Raw genomic sequence first — 25,861 nt, 5'->3', positions numbered from 1 at the left:
GGGACGAGAAGGCCGCCGGATTTTGGTAGGCTTCGAAATCCGGCGGCAATCTTTTCTCTCTTTTCTCCTCTCTTTGCGAACTCTGCGATCTTGAGAGAGGAGCGAACGCGACGAACGGGCGAGAGATGAGGTCTTTTCAGTCTTCCAACACGCTGCAGTCGATGTTTCTTGCCAGAAGGTCCGCGAGTCTTTCCCTGTCCACTCCCTTTTCGAAGAGGTCCGGCGTGTGGGGAAAGACCCCCAGCAGGGGAACATCGAGGTATTTCTTCAGCATGGCGGGGTTCGTTTGCGAGGCTATGTCGCCCGCGCCCTCCGTGTCGTTGAGGATGACGCCAAGCACCTTCGCGCCGATGGATCTCAGGTGACCGCATGTGAGGAGGGTGTGATTTATGGTCCCCAGGGTGAGTCTCGACACGACGATGACGGGCGCGTTCCATGCCCTGATGAGGTCGGCGTAGAAGAAACCGTCGGTGATAGGCACGAGAAGCCCACCCGCGCCCTCGACGATAAGCACGTCATGGCGGGCAGTAAGGCGGTCGTAGACGGATGTGACGAGATCGATCTCGATGGATGCGCCTTCCTCGGCCGCGGCCGCCTCGGGAGCCAGCGGCGCCTTGAACAGGTAAGGGTTTATCTCGTTCACGGCATCCTGCGAGCCCGACGCCTTCTTCAAGATCCACGTGTCGTCGAAACCCCTGTCCTCCGTTGTCTCGATACCGCTTTCAAAGGGCTTCATGACCCCCACGTCGAGACCTTTCACGACTGAGAGGTAAGCGGCGACGGACGAGGAGATGATGGTCTTCCCCACACCGGTGTCGGTACCCGTGACGAAAATGCTTTTCATCATTGCACTATGGCGGACAGAAGGATCGCGAGACCCGTGAAGAGGGACGCGCATATGAGGGCCAGCGCGAAATTGTTCTCCTCGGAGATCTTCTTCTCGAAATCGGTGGTGAAGGTGGCGCCGATCACCTTGACGGCAACGAGGGCGAGTATGATGTACACCGCCGCATAGATGAGCATCTCCACCGTGTTTGCGAGTACCTTCCACATGGTTGCCTCTGGCTAGTTCGACAAATAATATACCAGATTATCGAGCGCCGATGTGAAGAAAAGATTTCTGAGCTTCACGTCCCCCGAGGTCCTGACGGGCGCAGGCGAGAAGTTGAGGATGCCCTTGATGTTGGCCTCGATGAGCAGATCGGCGACCTTCTGCGCTTCATGCGGGGGCGTCGTTATGATGCCGATCTCTATGTTGCGGGCCTGAACTACGTCCTTGAGGCGATTGATGTTGAGGATCTCCACCGGTTTGCCCACGCGCTCGGAGATCCGTCCGATCACCTGTTCGGGATAAAGGTCAAAGGCGGCGACGATCTTGTAGTTCTGTTTGAGGAAATCCTTGTACACCAGGAGGGCGCTCCCCATGTTCCCGACACCGACGACAGCTATGCGCCATTCCCGGTTGATCCCCAGTATCTCCTTGATATGCCGCTTCAGGTCCTTCACGTTGTAGCCCATGCCGCGGATACCGAATTCTCCGAAATAGGCGAAGTCTTTTCGTACCTGCGCCGCGTTGACATTGCAGATACTGGCGATCACCGCGCTCGAGGCGACCTTTTCGCTCTTGCCCTCGAGATCGACCATGCATTTGAGATAGCTCGAAAGCCTCCGGATGGTCGCTTCGGGGATCTTTGTGAATTTTGCCATTGTGCTTTACCTTCTCTGTCTAAATTTTCCCTTTTGTTTCCTATATGTAACAGTTCCAAGGGTGTTTTGCAAGAGAAAAAATTAACAAGCTTGGCTCCCTCGCACACACCAGCGTTATACCTGATTTTACAAAGGAATAAAGTTTTAGGTTTTAAGTTTTAAGTGTTAGGCCAAAAGACCTCGGGTATCGGCATGCCGCCCACTGAAACGGAGCTTGTGCCATACAATGTCTCTAAGAGCCTAAAACGTAACACTTAAAACTTAACACTATTTTTCACAGTCCCAGAACGTCCTTCATGGAGTAAACGCCCGGGGGCTGGTTGATGAGCCATTTGGCCGCGATGAGCGCTCCCCTGGCGAAGTTGTCCCGCGACCATGCTTTGTGGGTCAGCTCAAGCCGCTCGCCGATGCCGGCAAAGTAGAGGGTGTGCTCCCCGACGATATCGCCGCCGCGGATGCTCATGACGCCGATCTCGTCCTTTTTGCGTTCGCCCGTGATCCCCTCGCGCCCGAAGACCTCTGTCCAGGCGCGCATCCTTTGCCCCGCCTCGACGGCGTCCTTGATCTTCAGGGCCGATCCGCTGGGGGCGTCCTTCTTCCAGCGATGGTGAAGCTCGACGATCTCCGCGTCGTAGGCGTCTCCCAGGATGGAGGAGACCCTTTGCGCCAGGTCGAAGAGGATGTTCATGCCGATGCTCATGTTGGGAGACATGACGACCCGGGCGCCCTTCGTTTCCCTGATCGTCCTCACGTCGTCCTCATTGAGGCCTGTCGTGCCGATGATGTGGGCCACACCCTTCCCAGCGGCCATCCTGAAATGGTTCATGGAGGCTTCCGCTTCGGTGAAATCGACGACAACGTCCGCCCCTGTCAGGGCCTGCAACAGTTCATCGCCGACAAAGGGGGTCTTCCCGCCCATGAGGTCGTGCGCCCGTCCCGCCAGGGGATGGCCTTTCACCTCGACGAGGCCGGCTATTTCAAGGTCTGCGTCCTCGAGGGCGAGCTTCACAATGGCCCGCCCCATCTTTCCACATGCGCCCGTTACGACGATCCTTACCATATCGCACACCTCGTTTATCTCAGGCCCGGCCTTTCTTCCCGCCTTTTGCGATGAGACCGTGTCCTGCGAGAATGTCGCCCAGAAGAGCGGCGTTCTTGTCGCTCATGGGGCAAAGCGGCAGGCGGTACTCCCGCGCGATCATTCCCATCCTGTACGCCGCTTCCTTGACGGGTATGGGGTTCGTTTCTATGAACATTCCCTGGAAGAGAGGCATCAGTTTCGTGTGGATCCTCATGGATTTCGCTATGTTCTTTTCCACCATGAAGGCCTTGTAGAGGGACTTGAGCTCCTTCGGCATGATATTGGAGATGACAGATATGACGCCCACCGCCCCGACGCTCATCATGGGGAGGAAGAGGTTGTCGTCACCGGAGAGGATGGCGAACCTGCCTTTTGTCAGGCGATAGATCTCCGAGACCTGCGTCAATGACCCCGCGGCCTCCTTGATGCCGACGATGTTGCGCACCTTCGCCAGCTCGGCTATCGTTTCCGGGGCCATGTTGATGCCCGTGCGGCCCGGTATGTTGTAGAGAACGAGGGGGATCCGGGTCTTTTCCGCTATCGTCGTGAAATGTGCCAGAAGGCCGGCCTGCGTGGGCTTGTTGTAGTAGGGTGTGGTGAGAAGGCAGGCGTCGGCGCCGAGCTTCTTTGCGGACATCGTGAGCTCTATGGCCTCAGCGGTGCTGTTGGACCCGGTACCCGCGATGACGGGCACCTTCCCCCCGGCGTACTTTATCGCAAGCTCTATGACCTTTTCGTGTTCCTCGTAGGAAAGTGTAGGGGCCTCACCCGTCGTTCCGCAGGGCACGATGCCGTCGACACCCCCCGCCACCTGGAACTCGATGAGTTTCTTCAATGCCTTCTCGTCGAGAGCGCCGCCGCGAAAAGGCGTGACAAGCGCCGTGTAGATACCTTTCAATTCCATGGCTTCTCCTTTCACAAAAGTGCTTCCTCGCACAATTCACCCGTGTAGACGAACCTCGCGTCGCCTTCGAGATAGACCTCGCCGTCAATGTATATCTTCAGCACCTCGCCGCCTCTCGTGTGCATATTGACAGGGCTGTTGACAAGCGCCTTCCCGGTGAGGATGACGCCTGAGGCGACCGCCCCCGTTCCGCAGGCAAAGGTCTCTCCCTCCACTCCCCTCTCATAGGTCCTCACCCTCACGTTCTCCCTGTCCATAACCTCGACGAAATCGACGTTCGTTCCTTTCGCCCCGAACGCCTCGTGGTACCTGATCGCCCTGCCCAGGTCATCCACGGGCACAAGGTCGACATCGCCGACAAGGAGCACCGCGTGAGGCACACCCGTGTTGACGCTGCTCAAGAGAAGCTCCTTATCGTCAAGGACAACGGGGTAGTCGAGTTTCATGTCCACCGGGCGTGTGAGCTGCAGCTTCACCGTCCGGCCCTTCACTTCGGCCTTGATGACACCGGCAACGGTCTCAAAGGACATCTTCTCGCCCGCTATGCCCTTCATGAAGGCAAACCGTGCAGCGCAGCGCCCCCCGTTGCCGCACATCTCCGCCTCGGAGCCGTCGGCGTTGAAGAAGCGCCAGCGAAAATCATGGCCACGGGAACCCTCGATGAGGATCACACCGTCGGCGCCGACGGAATGATGGAACCTGCATATCTTCGCGACAAAGTCGACAATGTCGGGAAACCTTTCGTAGACCCTCCCGTCGCGGTTGTCCAGGATCACGAAATCGTTCCCGCTGGCACTCATCTTCGAAAATTCAAGCCCGGTCACCGTACTCACACCTCCAGAAAATGCGGGGTCCTCTCGAGACGCCTCAAGTCCCTGTATGTCTCGCGCCTGCGGACCACGAAGAACTCGCCTCCCTTCACAAGGACCTCCGCGGCCCTGCGGCGGGAATTGTAGTTCGACGACATGGCGAAACCGTATGCCCCGGCCCCTTTGATGGCGACGAGGCCGCCCTCCTTCATGGAAGCCAGTTCCCGGTCCTTCGCGAAGAAATCGCCGGATTCACACACGGGCCCCACGAGATCGACGACCTCCGTCTTCGCGTTTCCTTCCTCGACGGGCAGTATCTCGTGGTACGCGTTGTACAGTGATGGCCGGACAAGATCGTTCATCGCGCCGTCCACGATGTAGAACGTCTTTCCCGCGGTCCCTTTCACGTAGAGCACCCTGGTGACAAAGATGCCGCTGTTGCCCACGATGACCCTGCCGGGCTCGAGGATGAGCGTCACACCCGTGTCCCCAAGGTTCTCCCTGATCGCCCGGGCATACTGGGCGGGGTCGGGCGGGAGCTCATCCTTGTATGTGATGCCCAGGCCGCCGCCGATATCCAGCATCTCGACGGAGATCCCCTGCCCTCTAAGCTCGAGGATCATCCCCTTTAAGGACGTCACGGCCTCGATGAAGGGGCCGAGTTCGAGGATCTGTGAACCGATGTGCGACGAGATGCCGATGGGCGCAAGGTACTCCTCCGCCGCCATATCGCGGTAAAGCCTGAGCGCGTCTCCCCAGAGCACGCCGAACTTGTTCTTCTTGAGGCCCGTCGTGATGTAGGGATGGGTCTTCGGATCGATCTCCGGATTGACGCGGACCGAGACGGGGACCCTCTTCTTCATCTTCCGGGAAATCTTCGCAAGCAGGCGAAGCTCGCCCTCGGATTCGATGTTGATCATTCGGATGCCGGCGTCTATGGCGTAACGAAGCTCCTCGCCGCTCTTTCCCACGCCGGAGTAGACGATCCTCTCCGCCGGTATCCCGGCCTCGAGCGCGCGGTACAGCTCACCGCCGGACACTATGTCGGCACCCCCTCCCAGCCTGGCGACGGTCCTCAAAAGAGCGCCGTTCGGGTTCGCCTTGAGGGAATAGCAGACCATGTGGGGCATCTCTCCAAAGGCCCCATCGAAGACCCGGAAATGCCTTTCAAAGGTCCCGTAGCTGTAAAGGTAGAAAGGGGTACCCACCTTCCTGGCCACGGCCTTCACGGGAACATCTTCACAGAACAGCTCTCCATTGCGATACTCAAAATAGTCCATGGTCTCACTCTTTCTGGATTATCGATTCCTGGGACGGCTCGCTCTCGTTCCCCTCGGCATCCACGGCGGTGACGTGGTAGGCTATGAAACGGAAGTCCGGAGCAGCGGCATCGAGGAACGCCGTCTCTTTCAGGGGTGTGCTGTTGAGCTTCACCGCCTGCGAACCCATGATGCGATAGACGTTGTATCCGCCAAGGTCCTTCTCCATGTTCGCCTGCCAGGTGACCGCTATTGCCTTTCCCTTCCTTTCCGACTTGACACCCATGGGGGCTCCCGGAGGCGTCCTGTCCCTCGGTGTGGCAGTCCCCTTCAAACCCTCTCCCTCCAGGGGGAGGGGACCCGGAACGACCCTTCTCACGTCATAGGTATAGGTCCGGCCGTTCATCAATCCGGCGTCCATGTAAAGCGCCGTAGAGATGGGGCGCGGGTTCAGCGGCACCACCGGGTATCTGCCGTTGTCGTAACGATATATGTTATAAAGGTACTCTTCCTCCTTCGTTTCCTCCTTCGTCCAGGACAGCTCCGCCCTGGCGTCGCCCTCCACGATCTTGAGGGGGCCCTGGGGAGGCCCGGGTGGTTCTTTCCACTTTATAACGAAGGCGTTCGACACCTCGCCGGTCGTGCCTCTTTCCGTGACGGGGTAGACCCTGTATGCGTAACTGTCGCCGGGCATGAGGTCATCGTCGTAGAAATAGAGACGGTTCCCCGCCAGGGTATATCCTCTCTTGTCATCGAGGACGATCGTGCGCAGCGGTTGGAGGTCCCCGAGGCACGTGCCGCACCCTTTGACCACCTTGAAACTCGCTATCTTCGCCTCCACCTCGCCGGGTTTCTTCCCCTTGTCGCCGACACTCGCAGGGGGTGTGAAAGAGAGAAAGAGAACGCCATCCCTGACCTCCCCCCTCAGGTCGTTTATCATCCCCGCCCTCACCACGGGGATGGGCACGGGATTCCCTTTCTTCCCGCAGGAGGAAAAGGTGAGCGCGAGACAGAGCGCAGCAAGAATGACGCTACAGGCCGAGATATTTCTTTTCAGCATCGATAACCTTCATCATCTCCCCGAAGGAAGCGCTTCCCGTGGATCTCCTCATGCAGAGGGCGCTGCGCGGCTTTATATAGTCAAAGACGTCCCGTTCGAAGAGGGGCGAGAGCTTCCTCAATTCCCTGAGCGGCATGTCGCCAAGGAGCCTGCCTTCATCCTCGCAGAGGCGGACGGCCGCCCCGGCGACACCGTGGGCCTCCCGGAAGGGCATGCCCTTCATGGTGAGGTATTCGGCCATCTCCACGGCAGGCATGAAGCTCTCCTCGGCCGCCTTTTCCATTTTCTCCTTCCTCACCTTCAGGCCCCCGACGCAGAGCGCCATGATCGAAAGGGCGTCCTTCACCGTGCTCACGGCATGGAAGAGGGGTTCCTTGTCCTCCTGAAGGTCGCGGTTGTATGTGAAGGGCAGGCCCTTCAGTATGGCGAGCATACCGAAGAGGTCGGAGAGGACCCTGCCGGTCTTGCCGCGGATGAGCTCCAGCGCGTCGGGGTTCTTCTTGTGGGGCATGAGGCTCGAACCGGTGCAAAGCTCGTCGGGCAGTGATATGAACCCGAATTCCTGCGTCGCGAAGAGGATGAGGTCCTCGGAAAGCCTGCTTAAGTGCACCATGATCATCGAGGCCGCGTAGATGGCATCGACGACGAAGTCCCTGTCGGCGACAGTGTCCATGCTGTTCTCCGACACGCGGGAGAACCCCAGTCTCCCCTTCACCCACTCCCTGTCGAGAGGTATCGTCGACCCGGCGAGGGCGCCGCTGCCGAGGGGCAGGACGTCGGCCATCGAAAGCGCCCCTGTCAGCCTCACCCTGTCGCGTTTCAGGGCGTGATAGTGGCCGAGAAGATAGTGGGAAAAAGGCACGACCTGGGCCCTCTGAAGGTGCGTATAACCGGGCATGATGACCTTCTTCTCTCTCTCCGCCTTCCTGACGAGCGCCCGGAGAAGGGCGGCGAGGCAGCCGTCGATGGCCGGAAGCTCTTCCTTCAAAAAAAGACGCATGTCGAGGGAGACCTGGTCGTTGCGGCTGCGGCCAGTGTGGAGCTTCTTACCCGCCTCGCCCGTCTTCTCGATGAGCCGCGCCTCGATGTGCATGTGGATGTCTTCGAGGGCATCGGTGAATGTGAAGGTACCGGAGGCTATCTCGCCCTCTATCTCATCGAGGCCTTTCAGGACCTTCCTCTTTTCCGCGGCGGTGAGCACCCCGATCCTCGCGAGCATCTCCGCCTGGGCCCTGCTGCCTTCAATGTCCTGGCGATAGAGCCGGCGGTCCACGTCTATGGAGGCGCTGAACCTCTCGAGAAGCGGGTCGGTGCCTCCCTTGAACCTTCCACCCCATGGTTTCATCGTCTCTCCCCGAACAGCGCCGTGCCTATCCTCACCATCGTCGCTCCTTCCTCGACGGCAACCTCGAGATCTGAGGACATGCCCATGGACAACTCCCTCATGGCAAGACCGAACTCGGCGTTCATTGTCTCAAGGGTCGTTCTCAACTGCCTGAACATACCGCGCACCTCTTCGGGGTCTTCCACGTAAGGCGGCATCGTCATGAGACCCACGGGCTTGAGATGCGCGAGCGACAACGCCCTTTCCAGTATCCTTCTCAGCCCCTCCATGTCGGTCCCGCTCTTCGTCGCCTCCCCCGCGAGATTCACCTCGAAGAGGATGTCCATCTCCTTGCCGCGCTTCTCCAGCCCCTCCATGATCGCGATGCTGTCCACGGTGTGGACGCAGTCGAAGAGCGACGGGATGTATTTCACCTTGTTGCTCTGGATGTGCCCTATCATGTGCCACCGTGCCCGCCCGGGGCCGATCGCCTCGATCTTCCCCTTCGCTTCCTGCACGTAGTTTTCGCCGATGTCCCCCAGACCCGCTTCGATCGCCTCAACCACCCGGGCGGCGTCGACGGTCTTCGTCACCGCCACGAGGGTCACCCCGGCCGGGTCCCTTCCCGCGATCCCGCACGCCCTGTCTATTCTCTCACGCACGGCCTCGATGGCCTGCCGGATGTCGCTCATGAAAGGATGCCCAGCGAGAGGAGGACCTCCGCGACCTCACAGATCGGCAGTCCCACAACGTTCGAATAGGAACCCTTTATCTCTTTCACCATGTAGCCGCCCTTGCCCTGGACCGCGTAGGAGCCGGCCTTGTCAAGGGGTTCCGAGGTGCGGATATAGTTCATTATCTCTTCGTCGACAAGGTCCTTCATGAAAACCCTCGTCTCCACCGCGTCGTGGTAGGTGATCTCCCTGTCCACATTCAGGACGCAGAACCCGGTGATGACCTTGTGCCACTTCCCTTTCAGAAGCTGGAGCGTCTTGAAGGCCTCATTCTCGTTCACCGGCTTGCCGAGGATCCTGCTCTTGTAGACCACTATCGTGTCGGCCCCGATGACCCATTTGTCGGGAAAATGCCTTCCCACCTTGTGCGCCTTCTCGTGAGAGATCCTCAAAACGTATTCCCGCGGCGTCTCTTCGAGCCTCCTCGTTTCGTCGACATCGGGAGGGATTATGGAGAAGGGGATCCCGAGAGTCCTCAGGATATCGACCCTCCTCGTCGATTCGCTTGCGAGTATGATGGCGTTTCCGTCGTTTACCTGAAACATGGCGACCTCAAATCTCTGTACTACCTTTAAAAGCTATTGTAGCATAGAAAAATATAGGAAATCTCCCATATTTTCAAGTTAAATTGTTCTCGTGAGACCGCCGGCGCGCACTCTCCGGGCGGGACCCGCGGTTAAGGAGGAGGACATGCCCGACATCATCCAGATAGTCACAACCATCGACGACAGGGAGGCGGCCGAGAGACTGGGAAGACGCCTTGTGGACGAAAGGCTCGTCGCCTGCTGCCAGGTGGTCGGTCCCATCCGGAGCATCTACCGGTGGAAGGGAAAGGTGGAAGAGGCCGATGAGTGGTGCTGCGTCATGAAGACGAAACCGTCCCTCTATCGGCAGGTGGAAGACGCGATACGGCTCCTTCACCCCTACGAGGTCCCGGAGATCGTCGCCACCCCCGTGAGCGCCGCCCTGCCCGACTACGCACGATGGGTGGAACAGCAGACATTGTGACAGGCGGGGGCTTGTGCCCGCCGCCGCGGCACATCCTTCGCGGAATGCTTATCCGTCTTTGTTCTAGAGGGGTTACACCGCGCCAAACTTACCTTGACAATTAATGGTGAACCTTCATATAATGAGTGAAATTTTTCATCATTTTCATCATTTTTGGAGGGGTTATGTGGGAAAGCTTAGATCTGAAGGATGTTGTTGCACTCGCGCGGGATCCGTATCCTTCCATCCGACAATGGGCTAGAGATACAGGAAAGAAAGTAGTCGGGAGTACCATCGCTGATGTTCCTGAAGAGGTGATCTATGCGTTCGATCTCCTCCCCGTGACTATTCTTGGTACTCATAAACCCTTAAAGAAGGCGCCCAGTCATCTTCCGGACAATGCCTGTTCGCTGGCTCGGAGCAATCTCGAACTCGCGCTGAGTTACGAGGGCGATCTTTTCAGCGGTTTTGTTCTGCCCCAGGTCTGTGACACCACACAGCACCTTTCGGACATATGGCGGATCAATTTTCCCGACAAGTTCGTCGTGAGCTACCTGGCCCCCCGCCAGGCAGACAGGCCGAGCGCCCGGTACTGGGTCAAGGAGGAGATAGAGCGCCTCATCGAATCCCTCGGCACATGGACGGGCAAGGCGGTAAGTGACGACGCGCTCAGGAGGTCCATCGAGATCCACAACGAGAACAAGAGACTCCTGACCGAGCTTTACGACATCAAGAGAAAGAACCCGGGAACACTGACCAACAAACAGTTCTTCAGCATGATGAAACTCTCCCTGCAGGTCGACAAGGCCGAATTCAACAAGACACTGGGATCGATCAAGGAGGGTATCAAGCCGAAGAAGGGCAAGGGTTACACCGACGTTGTGCTCGTGGGGATAACCTGTGATCCGCCCGAGATATTCGATATCTTCGACGAACTCAAGCTGAACATCGTCGGAGACACGCTCGTCGACGGCACCCGTTACCTTCAGGGCGCCCCGTCTTTGAACGGCAACCTCATCGACGCGCTGGCGGACAGACATTTCCGCAGGGGGTTCTTCTCGCCCATCCACGACAACGTCTACAAGAATTTCGAAGAGGTCAAGAAACTCTACAAGGAAACGAAGGCGAAGGCGGTCATCTACGTGCACATCGAGTTCTGCGAGTCCCAGGAATATGATCTGCCCGACCTCAAGGACATGATCAAGAAGGAAGGGATCCCGATGCACGTCCTTGACACGGAATACCAGACAACGTCCCTGTCTCACGTCCTGACCCGGGCCCAGGCGTTCTTCGAATCTCTCAAAGGGGGAGCATTATGAACGAGAAGCTGACATCGAAACAACTGTCCAAGAAGATCACCGACGAATACATGGAAGACGCCTTCCATGCTCATGATAACAACAAGCTCGTCGGGTACACGACGGCGATCTCCCCGGTGGAGATCTTTGTCGCCCACGACATAGTTCCCATCTACCCCGAGAACCACTCCGTCGCCAATTTGACGGCGAAGAAGGGGGTGGAGCTCTGCTCCGTCGTCGAAGGCATGGGCTACACAAGCCACCTGTGCGCCTACGCCCGCAGCGACCTCGGCTACCGCAAGACGGGTGTTACCGTGACAAGGGGCATTCCCGAGCCGGATCTTTTCCTCGCCTGCAACGCCCAGTGTTTCACCCTGACCAAGTGGTTCCAGGTGCTTGCGCGCAGGGGCGACCTGCCCGTTTTCGTATTCGACACACCGGAACACATACTCGACCAGAAGGCACGCAAGGAGATCGTGAAGTACTGCGTTCTCCAGCTCAAGGAGCTCATCAGTTTTCTCGAAAAGGTGACGAAGAGAAAATTCGATTACGACCGCCTCAAAGAGGTCATGAAGTATTCCGCAGCCTCAAGCATCCTCTACAGGAAGTTCCTCGACATGGCCCAGTACAAGCCGTCGCCCATCAGCATCTTCGACGCCCTCATCGGCATGGCCATCGCCGTCTATCGCAGGGGCACCCAGGAATGCGTCGACTACTACCAGACGCTCTGCGATGAGATACAGGCGAAGGTGGACCAGGGCATCGGCGTTCTGCCGAAGGACCAGGAGAAATACCGCCTCTACTGGGAGAACCTGCCTGTCTGGTTCAAATTCAGCGACCACGCGAAACTCCTCGGCTCCTACGGCGGCGTCATCCTCACCTCGCTCTACGTCCATGCCTGGAGCTTCGAGTTCGACCTCAACAAGGACCCGCTCGAGACACTGGCGGAGAACTACGTGAACCGCTTCTCCAATTCCACCATCGAGGACAGGGCCGACATGGCGATGGACCTCTTCAAGAAGTATTCCATGAACGGCATGATCATGTTCATGAACAGGAGCTGCAAGGCCGTGTCCTTCGCGGTACCCACCCTGAAGGACGTCCTCACCAAGAGAACGGGCATCCCCGCCCTCGTCTTCGAGAGCGACATGGGTGACCAGCGCTTCTACGCCGAATCCCAGGTCCGCACCAGGATCGAGGCATATTTCGAGACCCTCGACAGGCTGGGCCTCGCGCAGAAGACCGCGGCAGCCTGAGACTCCCCCGGATCGACGAACCCGCCCCGGACGACGCATCGTCCGGGGTTTTCTTATTCCCGAAAAAACTGCTTGACAGAATTAAATGAGGTTTAATAAAATAAATAAGATTTAATTACTGCTGTCAGGTACGGGCATGGATATAGGGAAAAAGATAAAAGAGTTCAGGGAAGAGAAAAACCTGAACATCAAACAACTGGCCGAGAAGGTCGAATGCACCCCCTCCTTGATATCCCAGTTGGAGCGGGGAAAGGCGGACCCCTCCATATCGATGCTCAAGAGGATCGCCGAGGCCCTGAACGTGAACATCGTCGATTTCTTCATGAAGAGGGCCAACGACGACGATATCGTTATGCGCAAGGACTCCCGCATCGTCATTCAGTTGAACAGATGGGACGCCAAGATACAGTCCCTCGTGAGAAATACGGCCAACAAGAAGATGCAGCCTTTCTTTACCGTCATCAAACCCGGCGGTGGTTCTCACGGCATGTATTCACACGATGGAGAAGAGTTCGGCTTCGTGGTCCAGGGAGAAATGGACCTTATGCTCGATAACAAACTGCACAAGATCCACAAGGACGAGAGCTTCTACTTCTCATCCGCCGTCCCCCATGACTGGGGCAACAGCGGCACGGAGGACGTCGTCGTCATTTGGGTCATAACACCCCCGACATTCTAGGAGCGCCAATCTTTTAAGGAGGAATAACAATGGCACTACTGAAAGAAGTAAGCAAGAACTATGGCAAACTGGATCTCCACATAAATGGGAAATGGGTAACACCACAGACAGGAAAGTACTTCGATGTCACCAACCCGGCGACGGGCAGGGTGATCGGAAAAGCCCCGGTGGCCGGTCCTGACGATGTGGAAAAGGCCATAACCGCGGCCCATGCCGCCTTCGGGAAATGGAGGAACGTTCCCTTCAGGGACAGGGCGAAGCTCATATTCAACCTCAGGGACACCTTCATGAAGCACCACGAGGAACTGGCGCGGATCCTCGTCCAGGACCACGGCTGCACCATCAGCGACGGCAGGGGCACCATCTCGCGGTGCGTCGAGAACATCGAGGCGGCTGGCAGCTCCATGTACGGTTTCTACAAGGGCGAACACGTCGAGCAGCTCGCGAACGGGATAGACTGCTACCTCATCCACGAACCCGTCGGCGTCTTCCTCATCATCACCCCCGGCAACATCCCCATGCACGCCTGGTCGTCATTCGTCCCCTACGCGCTTGCCTGCGGCTGCACGGTCATCGTCAAACCGAGCCGTCAATGCCCCGTGGCCGCTGACGCCATGTCAAAGATGATCGATGAAGCGGGGTTCCCTCCCGGCGTCGTCAACCTTCTCCACATGGGACCGGAGCGGGAACTGAACAAGGTCATCCTTTCCGACCCGAGGGTCAAGGGCGTGGGGCTCATCGGTTCGACGCGGGTCAGCAAGGAACTCTTCGAGATATGCGGCAAGTACGGAAAGCGGTCATCGCTCAACGGCAACGGCAAGAATACCATCGTCATCATGCCCGACGGCGACCTCGACCAGTCCGTCAATTACATCCTCAGGGGCTGCTTCGGCATGAGCGGCCAGCGGTGCCTCGGCTCCGACAACGTCGTCGTCATCGGCGACAACAAGGTCTACAAGACCTTGAAGGAAAAGCTCCTGCCCGCCGCGAAGGCCTTGAAGATGGGCTACGGCCTTGACGAAAGCGTGGAGCTCGGACCAATGACGACATCGGGCGGCAGGGAACAGGTGATCGGCTTCGTCGAGTCCGGCCTGAAATCGGGGGCCAAACTTCTCCTCGACGGCCGCAAGGTAAAAGTGAAGGGCTACGAAGACGGATACTTCCTCGGCGCCAACGTCTTCGAGAACGTCACCACCGACATGCATATAGCGAAGGAAGAGGCCTTCGGTCCCCTGTGCAACCTTATGAGGATGGGAAGCCTTGACGAAACCATCAACTGGATCAACTCAACGAACTACGGCCACAGCGCATGCATCGTTACGGAGAGCGGCAAATCCGCCCGCAAGTTCATACGCGAGGTGGAGGTGGGCAACGTGGGAATCAACGCCGGAATACCCCAGCCCTACGCCTTCTTCGGGCTCGGGTCCAAGAAGGACTCTTTCTTCGGCAACTCGAAATCACGGATGGATTCCGTCAAGATGTTCCTTGACGAGAAGACGGTAACTCTCAGATGGGTTTGATCTTATTGGAGATATAACGTCTGGCGGACACTGCGGCACTTTGTATATGTTATTAAGGCAATGGCGCCTGGAGAACAGGCAACAGGAGATCGGAGACCGTAGGAGAATGATCAAATAGCTCGACATCGAACTGAGGAGGCGTAGGATATGGCTGCCCTTACGTGGAAGGAATACTGGCACGATAAGCCGGTGATCAGGAAATTCGCATCGATCGTGGGGGTGGTACTGTCCGTCTTCCAGATCTACACGGCCCTCTTCGGGTCCTTCGACGCCCTCATGCAGAGATCGATCCATCTGGGTCTCGGCCTGTTGCTTGTTTTCCTGGTGTACGAGGTAAAGGGCACCGAGCGGGGCAAGAAGTCCTGGTTCGATGCCATTCCCTTCATCGCGGTTTTCTTCTTCATCCGCTATATACCGTTGACGTGGCTTCTTATGACAACCCGGCATGCTTCGCGACGTACGTGCAAGGAATCCATGGTCGTTGTGAAATATTTCTTGACACGATTAAATAGAATTTAATAAAATTAATATGATTTAATGGTTTCGCCAGTGTCCGGTTGTGGTGCCGATATGGACAGAGACAGCAAACATAGCAGAACTCTTGAACAATTCAGGGATTTCTCAAAGACAACAAGGCTGCATCGGGTGTGGTCACTCTCCCGGGGAAGGAAGGTCCCGGTATACCGTATGATCGGGGTGGCAACACGATTTGAGTCATAGGACAAAAAAACGTAAAAGGAGGAGATCCCATGTGTGAGGAATGCAAGAAAATTTCCAGGAGGACTTTTCTCAAGGGGGCCGCGGTCGTGGGAGCGGCGGCAGGGTTGGGCGTGTTGGATGGCAAGCTTCTGCACGCGCAGAGCGCGAATCTCAAGTTCAGCACCTGGCATCCGCCGGTAAGCCGCGAGGTCAAGACGGTCTGGACACCGATGATGGAAGAGGTGAAGAAGAGAAGCGGCGGGAAACTCGCCTACACGATGTACGCCGGCGCCGCCCTGGGTAAGGGCCCCGAGCACTTCGACATCGTCGCGAAGGGTCTGTCTGACATGGGCTACTTCACCGCCACCTGGACACCGGGCCGGTTTCCGCTGACCGACGTCCTTTCCCTTGCTGTCTGGGTCGACGGCAAGGACACCGCGGCGGACATCGGCAACGCGGTCTACAACAGGGCTCTCAAGGACGAGTTCAAGAACGTCAAGGTCCTCGAGCTCAACGGCTGCATCCAGTCATTCATCTGGACGAAAAAGCCCATCTCCAAGCTTGCCGACCTCAAGGGCGTGAAACTGAGATCCCCCGGTGGCCACCAGACGAACTACATCAAGTCCCTCGGCGCCGAGCCGGTCTTCATGCCCCTCGGCGATGTGTACATGGCGATGGAGACGGGCAGCGTCGACGGCATTGTCACCTGCGCACCGCTCATCCTCGCGTACAAGCTCGGCGAGGTCGCGAAGTACGGCACGGTGCTGACATTCGGCTGCGTTTCTGAAGGCACCGTGATGAACATGAAGTCCTGGAACAAGCTGCCCGCAGACCAGAAAAAGGTCATCGAGGACGTCTGCACGAACCCCTTCAAGGTGACGGGCGGCCTCGGCAAGGACGACTACAAGAAGATAATGGCGGACATCCAGAAGATGGGCGTCAAGATGATCGACCTTCCCAAGGCGGAACAGGAGCAGTGGTATAAGAGGTTCCAGGACGTGACCCGCAAGTGGGTTTCCGACATGGAGGCGAAGAAACTGAACGCCAAGAAGGTCGTCGCGATCATGAACGAAGAGTGCGAGAAGAGAAACGTCCATCTCGTTTCCTGCCCGCCTGAATTCAAGAAGGTCTGATAAGAAAGAGGCTAAAGAACGCCATGAAAGCGCTGGAAGGTTTTCAAAAGGGGATACACAGGACAACGTACGCGATCTGCGCTGTGGGCATGTTCCTTGCCATTCCCCTCATGCTGATCACCACTTTCGACGTGCTCGGGAGGGCCATTTTCAACAAGCCCCTCCCGGGCACCCTTGAACTCTCGGAATACATGCTGTCCATCATCATCCTGCTGGGTGCCGCGTACACCCAGCAGGTCAAGGGCCACGTGGCCGTCGACTTCCTGACGTCGAGATTTCCCGTGAAAGGTCAGCTGGTCTGTAAGATCATAACCGACATACTGTGCCTTTTCGTCATCACGATCATGACGATATACGGCTGGATCGAGGGAATCTCCGAAACAACGGTGACGGACCAGCTCAGGGTACCCATGTGGCCCTTCAAGACGCTCGTCGCCGTGTGCGGGCTCATGCTCTGGGCGGAGTTTCTCACCGACCTGATAACATCTATCGTGGGCCTGGGAAGGAGGGAATAATGGACCCTGTTACTGTTGGCATACTAGGCTGCGTGCTCCTTGTGATCCTCCTCTTCCTCGGGATGCCCATCGCCTTCGTCATGATGTTCGTGGGCTTCACCGGGCTCTGGGCGCTGTCCTCCCTCGACGCCGCCCTGCCCAAACTGGCGGAGACCGTTTGGGGCGTCGCAAATAACTACCCCTACACCATCATCCCCCTCTTCATCCTCATGGGGAGCTTCGCGGGCTCCGGCGGGATAACGAGGGAACTCTACAACACCTTCGACAAATGGGCACGCAGGCTCCCCGGCGGACTGGGTATCGCCACGATCGGTGCCTGCGCGGCCTTCGGCGCGGTGAGCGGCTCTTCCGTCGCCGCCGCCGCCGCCATGGGGAACGTGGCCCTGCCGGAGATGCGCAGGTTCGGATACGACCCCAAGCTCGGCTGCGGCGTCATCGCGGCTGGCGGCACTTTGAGCTTCCTCATACCGCCCAGTCTCGGGTTCGTGGTCTACGGCATGCTCACGGAGCAGTCCATCGGGAAGCTCCTCATCTCGGGTATCCTGCCGGGAGCAGTCATGGCCGGCGCGTTCATCGCATGCGTCATAGTCCTCGTAGCCATAAACCCGAAGCTTGCGCCGCGCGGCACGGAAAAGGTGACCTTCAGGGACAAGTTAATAGCCCTCAAGGGCGTCTGGGAGGTGCTGCTCGTCTTCTGCATCGTCATGGGCGGCATATACCTCGGTTTCATCAACCCCACGGAGGCAGGCGCCATCGGAGCGACGGCCCTTTTCATCATCGTCATCATCAAAAAGAAGCTGACCAAACAGAACATGTTCGCCGCCCTCCTTGAGATGGCGAGAATATCCATCATGGTGCTCTTCCTCGTCGCCGGAGCGACATTGTTCAGCTATTTCCTCGCCCTCTCGACGATACCGACGGCGGTCTCGACGTGGATAGCGGGGCTCGGCGTGTCGAAGTACATCATCCTCGTCATCATCGTGGCCATATACTTTCTCCTCGGGTGCTTCCTCGATTCCGTGTCCATGATGGTCCTCACGCTGCCCGTCATCTTCCCGGTGATCGTCGCCATCGGGTTCGACCCCATATGGTTCGGGGTTCTCCTGGTGCTCATGATGGAGGCGGGGCTCATCACACCGCCGGTGGGGCTTAACATCTACACCATTGCGGGTATCGCCCCGGACGTGCCCATGGGGACCATATTCAGGGGGGCGATGCCTTTTCTCCTCTCCGTCATAGCCACGGCGATCATATTGACCATTTTTCCGCAGATAGCCACCTACCTGCCGAGCCTCATGGGCAGATAAACAAGGTGTGAACGGGTAACGGAAAGAGACATGAAGACCATACGCTTCGTACTCAATGGAAAGGAAACCTCGATCGAGGTCGAGGACAATGAGACCCTGCTGTATGCCCTCAGGGAAAGGCTCGGCATAACGAGCGTAAAGGAGGGCTGCGGCATCGGGGAATGCGGGACGTGCACCGTGCTCGTCGACGACGAACCTCACTACTCCTGCCTGACGCTGGCGTCGAAAGCGAACGGCCGGGATATCAAGACCGTGGAATACCTCTCCTCGTCGGGGGTGCTCCATCCTTTGCAGGAGGCCTTTATCCGGTCCGGCGCCGTGCAGTGCGGCTACTGCACGCCGGGGATGCTCCTTAGCGCCTACAGCCTTCTTCTCAGGAACGCGGACCCCGACGCCCATGACATCAAGGAGGCGATCAGCGGCAACCTGTGCCGATGCACGGGATACATACAGATCGAAGAGGCCATAAAGAATGCTGCCGAAATTTGCAAGTGTCATAGCCAGGACTAAGGACGAGGCCCTCTCCTGGCTCTCCTCCCTGGAGAACCCGAAGATCATCGCGGGGGGGACGGACCTCATGGTCAAGATGCGGGCGGGGAAGCACTACAGCCATGTCATCGACGTGGCCGGCATCCCTGAACTCCTCACCATGACGGAAAAGGACGGAAGGATATCCATCGGCCCGGCCATGACGCACGCGCGTCTCAGCGCCGAAGCCTCCATCGTTCGGAGCGCACGGAGCCTCGCGCTGGCATGCGGGCTCGTCGGTTCTCCACAGATACGCAACATGGGCACCATCGGGGGCAATCTCGGGAACGCCTCGCCCGCCGCGGATTCCATACCTCCCCTGCTCATACACGACGCGGTCCTCACCCTGGAATCGAGGGACGCGAGCCGGAAGGTCCCCCTCGAAGAGGCCATCGTCGCGCCTTACGTGACATCCATCGACGGGAAGGAACTCATCGGCTCCATAGAGATAAGCCCCCTGAGAGGATACCGGGAAGGCTACCGCAGGGTCGCCAAAAGGGCGACCTGGGCGATCTCGCGCCTCGGTGTCGCCTTCGCCATCAGGGAAGAGGACGGCAGGTTCACGGACGCGAGGCTGGCCATCGGTTCATGCACACCCATGCCCTTCCGGGCGAAGAAGGTGGAAGTCCTGCTTAAAGGGGCCCCGAAGAACGAGGCAACCATATCGGAAGCGATACGGATGGCCCTGGAGGAGATGAAGCTCATCTCGGGGATCAGGCCCTCGTACGCCTACAAGCTCCCCGTGTTGCAAGGCATTCTTGAAGAAGTGCTCAGAGGTTGACGGAACTATGTTCATAGGACAGGATATAACACGCGTTGACGCCCTCGACAAGGTCCTGGGGACGGCGGCCTTCGCCCATGACCTCAAAAAGAACAACATGCTCTTCGCCTGCGTGGTTCGCAGTTCCCGTCCCCACGCGCTGATACGGAAGATCGATGTCTCAGCCGCCCGTGCCCTCGAGGGGGTCGTCACGATCCTCTCCCACGAGGACATCCCCGGGGAGAACCTCTTCGGAGCGATCAAGAAGGACCAGCCCTTCCTCGCCGCGGGACGCGTCCGATACAAGGGGGAGGCAATCCTCGTTGTCGTTGCGGCCACCGAGGAGACGGCACAGAGGGCATCGGACCTCGTCAGGATCGAATACGAAGACCTTGAGAATATATCGGATCCTTTTCTTTCCATACAATCCCCCGTCCTCATCCATGACGGGGGAAACCTCCTCAGCCACCGCAAGCTCGTGAAGGGCGATGCCGCGAAGGGCTTCGAGTCCTCCGACGTCATCGTGGAGAACACCTACAGCACGACCTGGATCGATCATGCCTACATGGAGACCGAGGCGGGCCTGGGCTACCTCGACGACAGGGGGAGGGTGGTCGTCGCCTCCTCCACGCAAAACATCCACTACAAGATGAAGGAGATATCGAGGCTTCTCGCCATCCCCCCGGAAGATGTCCGGGTCGTTCAGGCCACGACCGGCGGGGGCTTCGGCGGCAAGCTCGACGTCACCGTCGAAGGTTACCTCGCACTTGCCGTCTGGCACACGAAGAGGCCCGTCTTCATGAGGTACACGAGGGAGGAAAGCCTCCTCGCCCAGACAAAGAGGCATCCCCTCTACATCGTCTACAAGACGGGGGCCAGAATGGACGGCAGCCTCACCGCCGTCGAGGTGAACATCGTCGGCGATACGGGGCCCTACAATTCCTACGGCGAGACGGTCTGTTTACGGGCGGCCGTGCACGCCACGGGGCCCTACGAGGTCCCCAACGTTCTCGTGAACTCACGCATGTTCTACACGAATAACCCCGTATCGGGTGCCATGAGGGGCTTTGGCGTGCCCCAGCTCGCCCTCGCCCACGAATCCCAGCTCGACGAGATCGCCGGGCTCATCGGCATGGATCCCCTCGACATACGGATGAAGAACGCCCTGAAGAGAGGTTCGCTGACCGCCACCTCCCAGGTCCTGAACTACAGCGCGGGGCTCCTCGAGACCTTGAAGGCGGTGGAGCCCTTCTGGCGGGAGCGGCGCAAAGAGGGACCCGGCAGCGGCTTCGGCCTGGGATGCATGTACTACGGCATCGGCAACACGGGGATCTCGAACCCCTCGAGCTGCTACCTCACCCTCACCCCCGAGGGCAGGGTGGAGATGCACTCCGGGGTCTGCGACATCGGCCAGGGGTCGGACACGGCCCTCCTGCAGATACTCTGCGACGCCCTCGGCATGGAAGAGATGGGTATCGACCTCGTTCGGGGCGACACGGACACGTCCTGGGACGCCGGCTCCACCTCGGCGAGCCGCCAGACCTACATATCGGGGATGGCCGTGTGCAACGCGGCACAGAAACTGAAAAAATACCTCAAGGAAGCGGGTTATTACGACGGCAAGCCCTTGAAGGACATCTATAGCGACGCACCGGACGGGAGTGTCCCCATCTTCGAGGGCCACTTCGACCCGCCGACGACAGCACCGGACCCGGAAACGTCGCAGGGCTCTCCCTATGCGACCTACGCCTTCGCGACGCACATGACCGAGATCGACGTCGATGAGGTGACGGGTGTCTGCAAGGTCGTCAGGGTCCATGCCGCCCATGACGTGGGAAGGGCCATCAATGTAAGCAACGTGAAAGGTCAGATCTACGGGGGTGTGGCAATGGGGATCGGACTCGCCCTCATGGAGGAGTTCATTCCGGGAAAGAGCGAGTCTTTCGACAATTACTATCTTCCGACATCCATGGACATGCCCGAGGTCGAGGCGATGATCGTCGAAGACCGCGAACCCACGGGTCCCTTCGGGGCCAAAGGGGTCGGCGAGCCGGCGCTCATCCCCCAGGCCGCTGCCATCGTGAACGCAATACATGACGGGACGGGAATCTGGATGCGTCAGCTTCCCTGCGACATAGAGAGGCTCAAGCTGGCCCTGGAAAAGAACAAAGAGAACAAATGATGAACCGCGTAAAAGGAGGAAGCGTATGAGCACGCTCGTTATAAGGAATGTGGGAACCATCTTCACGGGGGACATCGAGAAGCCGGTCGTGAACGGCCCCGTCTCCATCCTCATCGAAGACGGGAAGATCAAGGCCATTGAAAGCACGGAACCAAAGGCCGACAAGGTCATCGATGCCAACGGCATGACGGTCTGTCCGGGATTCATCGATTCCCATGTACACTTCGTGTTCGGCGATTTCACCCCTCGTCAGAGCCAGCTCGGTTATATCGAAAGCAGCCTCCACGGCGGAGTGACGTCGATGATATCCGCCGGCGAGGTCCACCTGCCCGGCAGGCCGACGGACCCCAAGGGGACGAAGGCCCTCGCGCTCCTCGCCCAAAAGTCCTTCGCGAAGCTGAGACCGGCGGGCGTGAAGACCTACGGCGGGGGCCTCATACTCGAAAAGGGCCTTGTCGAGGCGGATTTCAAGGAACTCGCCGAAGACGGCGTGTGGCTTGTCGGCGAGATCGGCCTCGGCAGCATCAAAGCGGCGGAAGAGGCGCGTCAGATGGTCGAGTGGGCAAAGAAGTACGGCATGAAGGTTCTCATGCACGTCGGCGGCACGTCGGTGCCGGGAAGCTCCACCGTGACCTGCGACGACGTCCTCGTGGCGAAACCCACCGTGGCCTGCCATCTGAACGGCGGACCCACGAGCATCCCCGTACCCGAGGTGAAGAGGGTCATCGAGCAGACGGACTGCGCCATCGAGGTCGTCCACTGCGGGAATCCCCTGTCGGCGCTCGAGATCGGCAGGTTCATGAAGGAAAAGGGGATGCTGAAAAGGCTCATCCTCGGCAACGACGCCCCCTCGGGGACGGGTGTCATCCCTCTCGGGATATGGAGGATGGTCAACTTCATGTCCTCCCTCTGCGGCATACCCGCGGAAACGGCGGTCTGCTTCGCCACGGGGAACACGAAGAACGTCTTCGGACTGTCCCAGGGTACCGTGGCACCCGGCTGTGACGCCGACCTCCAGATCATCGACGCCCCCATGGGCTCCGCCGGCAAGGACGCGAAGGCGGCCATCGAAGTCGGGGACATACCGGGCATCGGGATGGTCCTCATCGACGGGGTCGTGAAGACACAGGTCAGCAGGAACACCCCGCCACCGGTCAGGAAGACGGCGTAGGGGAAAAGTCCGGGGTGTCATATGAAGATAGACCTTGATAAATGCAAAGGCTGCGGGCTCTGCGAAGAGGTGTGCCCCTTAGGGGTGATAACCCTCAAGGACAGGAAGGCGGCCATCGGCCCCGGCTGCGTCGAGTGCAAGACCTGTATGAAGGTGTGCCCCGAGGCCGCCTTTACACCGGAGGCCCCCGCGGGTGAGCCCATGTGCACCGCGTGCCCCATCATGTGCAGGATACCCGAGGGCGGGAGCGGCGCCTGCATGAGATATTTCAACGAAAAAGGGGAGATAGTGCGAGCGGGCAGGGTCCACTCCTATGAAGAGGTGATGGACCTCGTACGCGAAGGCACCGGTGCGGGAACCATCGGCACGCCCCTTATCACCGGGATCGGATCGGGTACCACGTACCCCGACTTCAGGCCTTCACCCTTCATCGTGAGCGGGGTCAAGGACGGCATCGACATCGTCACCGTCGTCACCGAGGCCCCGTTGAGCTACAGCGGCCTCAAACTCAAGGTCGACACGGACCTCCACGTGGGGGAGGAAGGCAAGAAGGTATATGTCCGCAGAAAGGGCAAACGCCACATCGGCCACCTCTGCACGGAGGAATACGGGTCAAAGATACTCTCCCTCGGCGGCGTGAACATCCTCACATCGAAAGACGGCCTCTTTGCCGCCAAGGTGCTCCACGAGTTTCTACAGGGCAAGAAGATAAAGGTCGAGGTCGAAGACGGGACGAAGCTCACGCTCGCCCTCGGCCAGGAGCCCGAGATCGGCGGGACCGTGGAAGAGCGCATGCGCGTCGGCTGCGGAAGCGCCACGACGGGGCTCTTCGCGCCCTACATGTTCGATGCCGCCGACGAGGTCATCGTCCTCGACGGCCACATCACCGGCCTCTTCAGCGAGCACCCCTCGGGCAGGTACCTCAACAAGCCCCGCTCTCCCATACAGCTCACGGGGCAGAAGAGCACCGAGGGGCGGTATTTCCTCAACAAGGGCAGCGGCTGGGGAGGAACGGACATCGTGAACCCCCTTGACGTCATAAAGGACGTGGACAGGACCAAGTGCTTCGACGGCATGACGCTCCTTATCACGGAGACGACGGGCAGGAAGTCGGCGTTCTACCGCTGGCAAAAGGACAGGTTCGTGGAAGACGCGCCCACCCCGGAGGCGGTCACGTTCCTTAACGTCCTCAAGGATTCCTGCGAGCTCTCGCGCGTGAGCGCGGTGTTCGCCGCCGGCGTCGGCGGTTCGGCCCGGGCGGGCGTGACGAAGAACCCCATCAGGCTGACGAGGGCCGTCCACGAGGGCAGGGTATCCGTCACCATCGGCGGCGCGAGGCCTTTCATATTCCCCGGAGGCGGCATCAATTTCCTCGTCGATGTGGAAAAGATAAAGCACGGAAGCATTTACGTCTCGCCGACGCCTTCCTTCATACTCCCCGTCGAGTATACCATGACGCTCGAGACCTTCAAGGAGATCGGGGGGCACATCGAAGCGGTCCGGCCCGTTGAAGAGGCATTGGGGAAGAAAGACAAGGGCCGTTAGGTGGACCGGTGTACGTTGAGGTCGGCCCCGCCAGCCTTGTGATACGGGGCGAAAAGAACGGCAGGGCTCACGTGTTCCCCAGGGAAGAAGTGGAGACATTCGTCGCCTCCATCCTGAGGGACATACGCGAGTGCCTTCCCGTCCTGAGGCAGAAGGCCCACAGGATCAGGAACACATCCGCCCTTCCCGAGGTGGCAAAACGAATGACGGCAGCGGCAAAGATGGTCAGCGAGACGACATTGACACCCATGGCGGCGGTCGCCGGCACGGTGGCGGATATGGTGAAGGAGCATTTCGCGGCGCGCGGCGTCGACCTTCTCATGGTGAACAACGGTGGTGACCTGTCCATCTTCAACGCGACGGGCAGGACGCTCACGGTCGGGATCGGCGACATCATGACGGGGCGGGCGACACCCTACGTGATACGGCTTACGGACATGCGTGAGGTCGGGATGGCGACGAGCGGGTTCGGCGGCAGGAGCCTGACCCTCGGCATCGCCGACACGGTGACGGCCATTGCAGGGACGGGCGCCGTCGCGGACGCGGCGGCTACGCATATCTGCAACTGCACCACCGTTGAGACCGACGGAGTGATACACCGGAAAGCCCGGCTCATCGATCCCGGAACAGACATCCCCGACGAAGACGTAACGATCGATGTGGGCCCCCTGACGGATGCTCTCGTTGCCGACGCGCTTGCGAATGGTCTCAGGAGCGCGCGGGAGCTGACAGACAGGAGCATCATCGACTATGCCCTCATGGCGCTGAGAGGCAGCATCGTCACGACAGATACATGCAATGGTATTAACAAAAATATAACCCTGGAGGTGCAGGATGGAAATCAGGAAGATCGTCACCATCGTTGAAGATACGCTTATCGACGGAGAGAAAAAGGCCGCGAGGCCCATCAGGAAGGCCGCGTGCATCGCCGTCATCAAGAACCCCTACGCCGGAAAGTATGAGGATGACCTCACACCCCTCATCGATTTCAGTGACGAGATAGGAAAGGTGATATCGGAGCGTGCCGTCATGGCCCTCGGAACGGACAGAAAGCCCGAGAGCTACGGCAAGGCCGCAATTGTCGGCGAGAAGGGAGAGCTGGAACACGCCGCGGCCCTTCTCCACCCGAAACTCGGCACCCCGCTGCGCAACGCCGTCGGCGGAGGCAAATCGATCATCCCCTCAGCGAAGAAGATGGGCAAGATGGGCGACACCATCGACATCCCCGTCCACTTCAAGGACGCCGCCTTCGTCAGGTCCCATTTCGATGCCATGACCGTCTCCGTGAGCGATTCGCCCCGGTCCGACGAGATCCTTCTCGCCGTGGCCGTCACCGACGGCGGCAGACCCAACCCCCGCATCGGCGGCCTGAAGAAAGAAGAGGCCAAGTGCGAGGATGGACT

At 58.9% G+C, this 25,861-nt stretch carries 27 protein-coding genes; 16 read left to right on the top strand and 11 right to left on the bottom strand.

What is annotated here, in order from left to right; genetic code table 11:
* Positions 1–136 precede the first annotated feature (136 nt).
* From bioD to maf, 11 genes are all read right to left on the bottom strand, one after another.
* Positions 137–847 carry a dethiobiotin synthase gene (gene bioD, locus GXX82_07755; GenBank protein NLT22927.1) on the bottom strand — a complete coding sequence of 237 codons (711 nt, stop codon included), beginning with the start codon at positions 845–847 and terminating at the stop codon, positions 137–139.
* Positions 844–1,053, bottom strand: a complete 210-nt coding sequence (locus GXX82_07750) for a hypothetical protein (GenBank protein NLT22926.1) — start codon at positions 1,051–1,053, stop codon at positions 844–846. The genes bioD and GXX82_07750 overlap by 4 nt, the downstream gene beginning before the upstream one ends.
* A 12-nt stretch (positions 1,054–1,065) precedes the next feature.
* Complete coding sequence (locus tag GXX82_07745; GenBank protein NLT22925.1) at positions 1,066–1,707, bottom strand: redox-sensing transcriptional repressor Rex; 642 nt, start codon at positions 1,705–1,707, stop codon at positions 1,066–1,068.
* Between the two features lie 274 nt (positions 1,708–1,981).
* Positions 1,982–2,767: a 4-hydroxy-tetrahydrodipicolinate reductase gene (locus GXX82_07740; protein NLT22924.1), complete on the bottom strand. Its 786-nt coding sequence runs from the start codon at positions 2,765–2,767 to the stop codon at positions 1,982–1,984.
* Positions 2,768–2,786: 19 nt separating this feature from the next.
* The gene (locus GXX82_07735) at positions 2,787–3,692 is read right to left on the bottom strand and encodes a 4-hydroxy-tetrahydrodipicolinate synthase (protein ID NLT22923.1); all 906 of its coding nucleotides are present in this window, start codon (positions 3,690–3,692) and stop codon (positions 2,787–2,789) included.
* A gap of 11 nt (positions 3,693–3,703) precedes the next feature.
* Positions 3,704–4,492 carry a diaminopimelate epimerase gene (locus tag GXX82_07730; GenBank protein NLT22922.1) on the bottom strand — a complete coding sequence of 263 codons (789 nt, stop codon included), beginning with the start codon at positions 4,490–4,492 and terminating at the stop codon, positions 3,704–3,706.
* Positions 4,493–4,521: 29 nt separating this feature from the next.
* Complete coding sequence (lysA, locus tag GXX82_07725; protein ID NLT22921.1) at positions 4,522–5,781, bottom strand: diaminopimelate decarboxylase; 1,260 nt, start codon at positions 5,779–5,781, stop codon at positions 4,522–4,524.
* A 4-nt stretch (positions 5,782–5,785) separates the two neighbouring features.
* A complete protein-coding gene (locus GXX82_07720) occupies positions 5,786–6,820 on the bottom strand; it encodes a hypothetical protein (GenBank protein ID NLT22920.1) in 1,035 nt (344 codons plus the stop codon).
* Positions 6,792–8,165 (bottom strand): argininosuccinate lyase, encoded by a 1,374-nt coding sequence (gene argH, locus GXX82_07715; protein NLT22919.1) that lies wholly within the window; start codon positions 8,163–8,165, stop codon positions 6,792–6,794. The genes GXX82_07720 and argH overlap by 29 nt, the downstream gene beginning before the upstream one ends.
* On the bottom strand, positions 8,162–8,836 hold the full coding sequence (locus GXX82_07710) for a YggS family pyridoxal phosphate-dependent enzyme (protein NLT22918.1): 675 nt from the start codon (positions 8,834–8,836) through the stop codon (positions 8,162–8,164). Before GXX82_07710 ends, argH begins: the two co-directional genes overlap by 4 nt.
* Positions 8,833–9,423 (bottom strand): septum formation protein Maf, encoded by a 591-nt coding sequence (maf, locus tag GXX82_07705; protein NLT22917.1) that lies wholly within the window; start codon positions 9,421–9,423, stop codon positions 8,833–8,835. The genes GXX82_07710 and maf overlap by 4 nt, the downstream gene beginning before the upstream one ends.
* Before the next feature lie 145 nt (positions 9,424–9,568).
* Here maf and GXX82_07700 point away from each other — a divergent pair, with 145 nt between their 5' ends.
* From GXX82_07700 to GXX82_07625, 16 genes are all read left to right on the top strand, one after another.
* On the top strand, positions 9,569–9,886 hold the full coding sequence (locus GXX82_07700; protein NLT22916.1) for a divalent-cation tolerance protein CutA: 318 nt from the start codon (positions 9,569–9,571) through the stop codon (positions 9,884–9,886).
* A 164-nt stretch (positions 9,887–10,050) separates the two neighbouring features.
* Complete coding sequence (locus tag GXX82_07695; protein NLT22915.1) at positions 10,051–11,184, top strand: 2-hydroxyacyl-CoA dehydratase; 1,134 nt, start codon at positions 10,051–10,053, stop codon at positions 11,182–11,184.
* Positions 11,181–12,419 carry a 2-hydroxyacyl-CoA dehydratase gene (locus tag GXX82_07690; GenBank protein NLT22914.1) on the top strand — a complete coding sequence of 413 codons (1,239 nt, stop codon included), beginning with the start codon at positions 11,181–11,183 and terminating at the stop codon, positions 12,417–12,419. Before GXX82_07695 ends, GXX82_07690 begins: the two co-directional genes overlap by 4 nt.
* Before the next feature lie 136 nt (positions 12,420–12,555).
* On the top strand, positions 12,556–13,098 hold the full coding sequence (locus GXX82_07685; protein ID NLT22913.1) for a helix-turn-helix domain-containing protein: 543 nt from the start codon (positions 12,556–12,558) through the stop codon (positions 13,096–13,098).
* Positions 13,099–13,127: 29 nt separating this feature from the next.
* The gene (locus GXX82_07680; GenBank protein ID NLT22912.1) at positions 13,128–14,618 is read left to right on the top strand and encodes an aldehyde dehydrogenase family protein; all 1,491 of its coding nucleotides are present in this window, start codon (positions 13,128–13,130) and stop codon (positions 14,616–14,618) included.
* Between the two features lie 147 nt (positions 14,619–14,765).
* Positions 14,766–15,137, top strand: coding sequence for a hypothetical protein (locus tag GXX82_07675; GenBank protein NLT22911.1), 372 nt, complete (start codon positions 14,766–14,768; stop codon positions 15,135–15,137).
* A 230-nt stretch (positions 15,138–15,367) separates the two neighbouring features.
* Positions 15,368–16,450, top strand: coding sequence for a TRAP transporter substrate-binding protein (locus tag GXX82_07670; GenBank protein ID NLT22910.1), 1,083 nt, complete (start codon positions 15,368–15,370; stop codon positions 16,448–16,450).
* Between the two features lie 23 nt (positions 16,451–16,473).
* Positions 16,474–16,965, top strand: a complete 492-nt coding sequence (locus GXX82_07665) for a TRAP transporter small permease (GenBank protein ID NLT22909.1) — start codon at positions 16,474–16,476, stop codon at positions 16,963–16,965.
* A complete protein-coding gene (locus tag GXX82_07660; protein ID NLT22908.1) occupies positions 16,965–18,272 on the top strand; it encodes a TRAP transporter large permease in 1,308 nt (435 codons plus the stop codon). The genes GXX82_07665 and GXX82_07660 overlap by 1 nt, the downstream gene beginning before the upstream one ends.
* 30 nt (positions 18,273–18,302) lie before the next feature.
* Positions 18,303–18,782, top strand: a complete 480-nt coding sequence (locus GXX82_07655) for a (2Fe-2S)-binding protein (GenBank protein NLT22907.1) — start codon at positions 18,303–18,305, stop codon at positions 18,780–18,782.
* Positions 18,745–19,581, top strand: coding sequence for a hypothetical protein (locus GXX82_07650; GenBank protein NLT22906.1), 837 nt, complete (start codon positions 18,745–18,747; stop codon positions 19,579–19,581). Before GXX82_07655 ends, GXX82_07650 begins: the two co-directional genes overlap by 38 nt.
* Before the next feature lie 7 nt (positions 19,582–19,588).
* Positions 19,589–21,742, top strand: a complete 2,154-nt coding sequence (locus GXX82_07645; protein ID NLT22905.1) for a xanthine dehydrogenase family protein molybdopterin-binding subunit — start codon at positions 19,589–19,591, stop codon at positions 21,740–21,742.
* A gap of 25 nt (positions 21,743–21,767) precedes the next feature.
* Positions 21,768–22,913, top strand: coding sequence for an amidohydrolase family protein (locus GXX82_07640; GenBank protein NLT22904.1), 1,146 nt, complete (start codon positions 21,768–21,770; stop codon positions 22,911–22,913).
* A 21-nt stretch (positions 22,914–22,934) separates the two neighbouring features.
* Positions 22,935–24,458, top strand: a complete 1,524-nt coding sequence (locus tag GXX82_07635; GenBank protein ID NLT22903.1) for a 4Fe-4S dicluster domain-containing protein — start codon at positions 22,935–22,937, stop codon at positions 24,456–24,458.
* A gap of 8 nt (positions 24,459–24,466) precedes the next feature.
* Entirely contained in the window at positions 24,467–25,324 is an 858-nt protein-coding gene (locus tag GXX82_07630) for a UPF0280 family protein (protein ID NLT22902.1), read from the top strand.
* Positions 25,293–25,861, top strand: a 569-nt coding sequence (locus GXX82_07625) for an amino acid synthesis family protein (GenBank protein NLT22901.1), incomplete at its 3' end; no start/stop codon positions are given. The genes GXX82_07630 and GXX82_07625, both read left to right, overlap by 32 nt.

It is taken from the genome of Syntrophorhabdus sp., assembly GCA_012719415.1.
Lineage (GTDB): Bacteria > Desulfobacterota > Syntrophorhabdia > Syntrophorhabdales > Syntrophorhabdaceae > Delta-02.
This window is presented reverse-complemented; position numbering and strand designations above follow the sequence as displayed.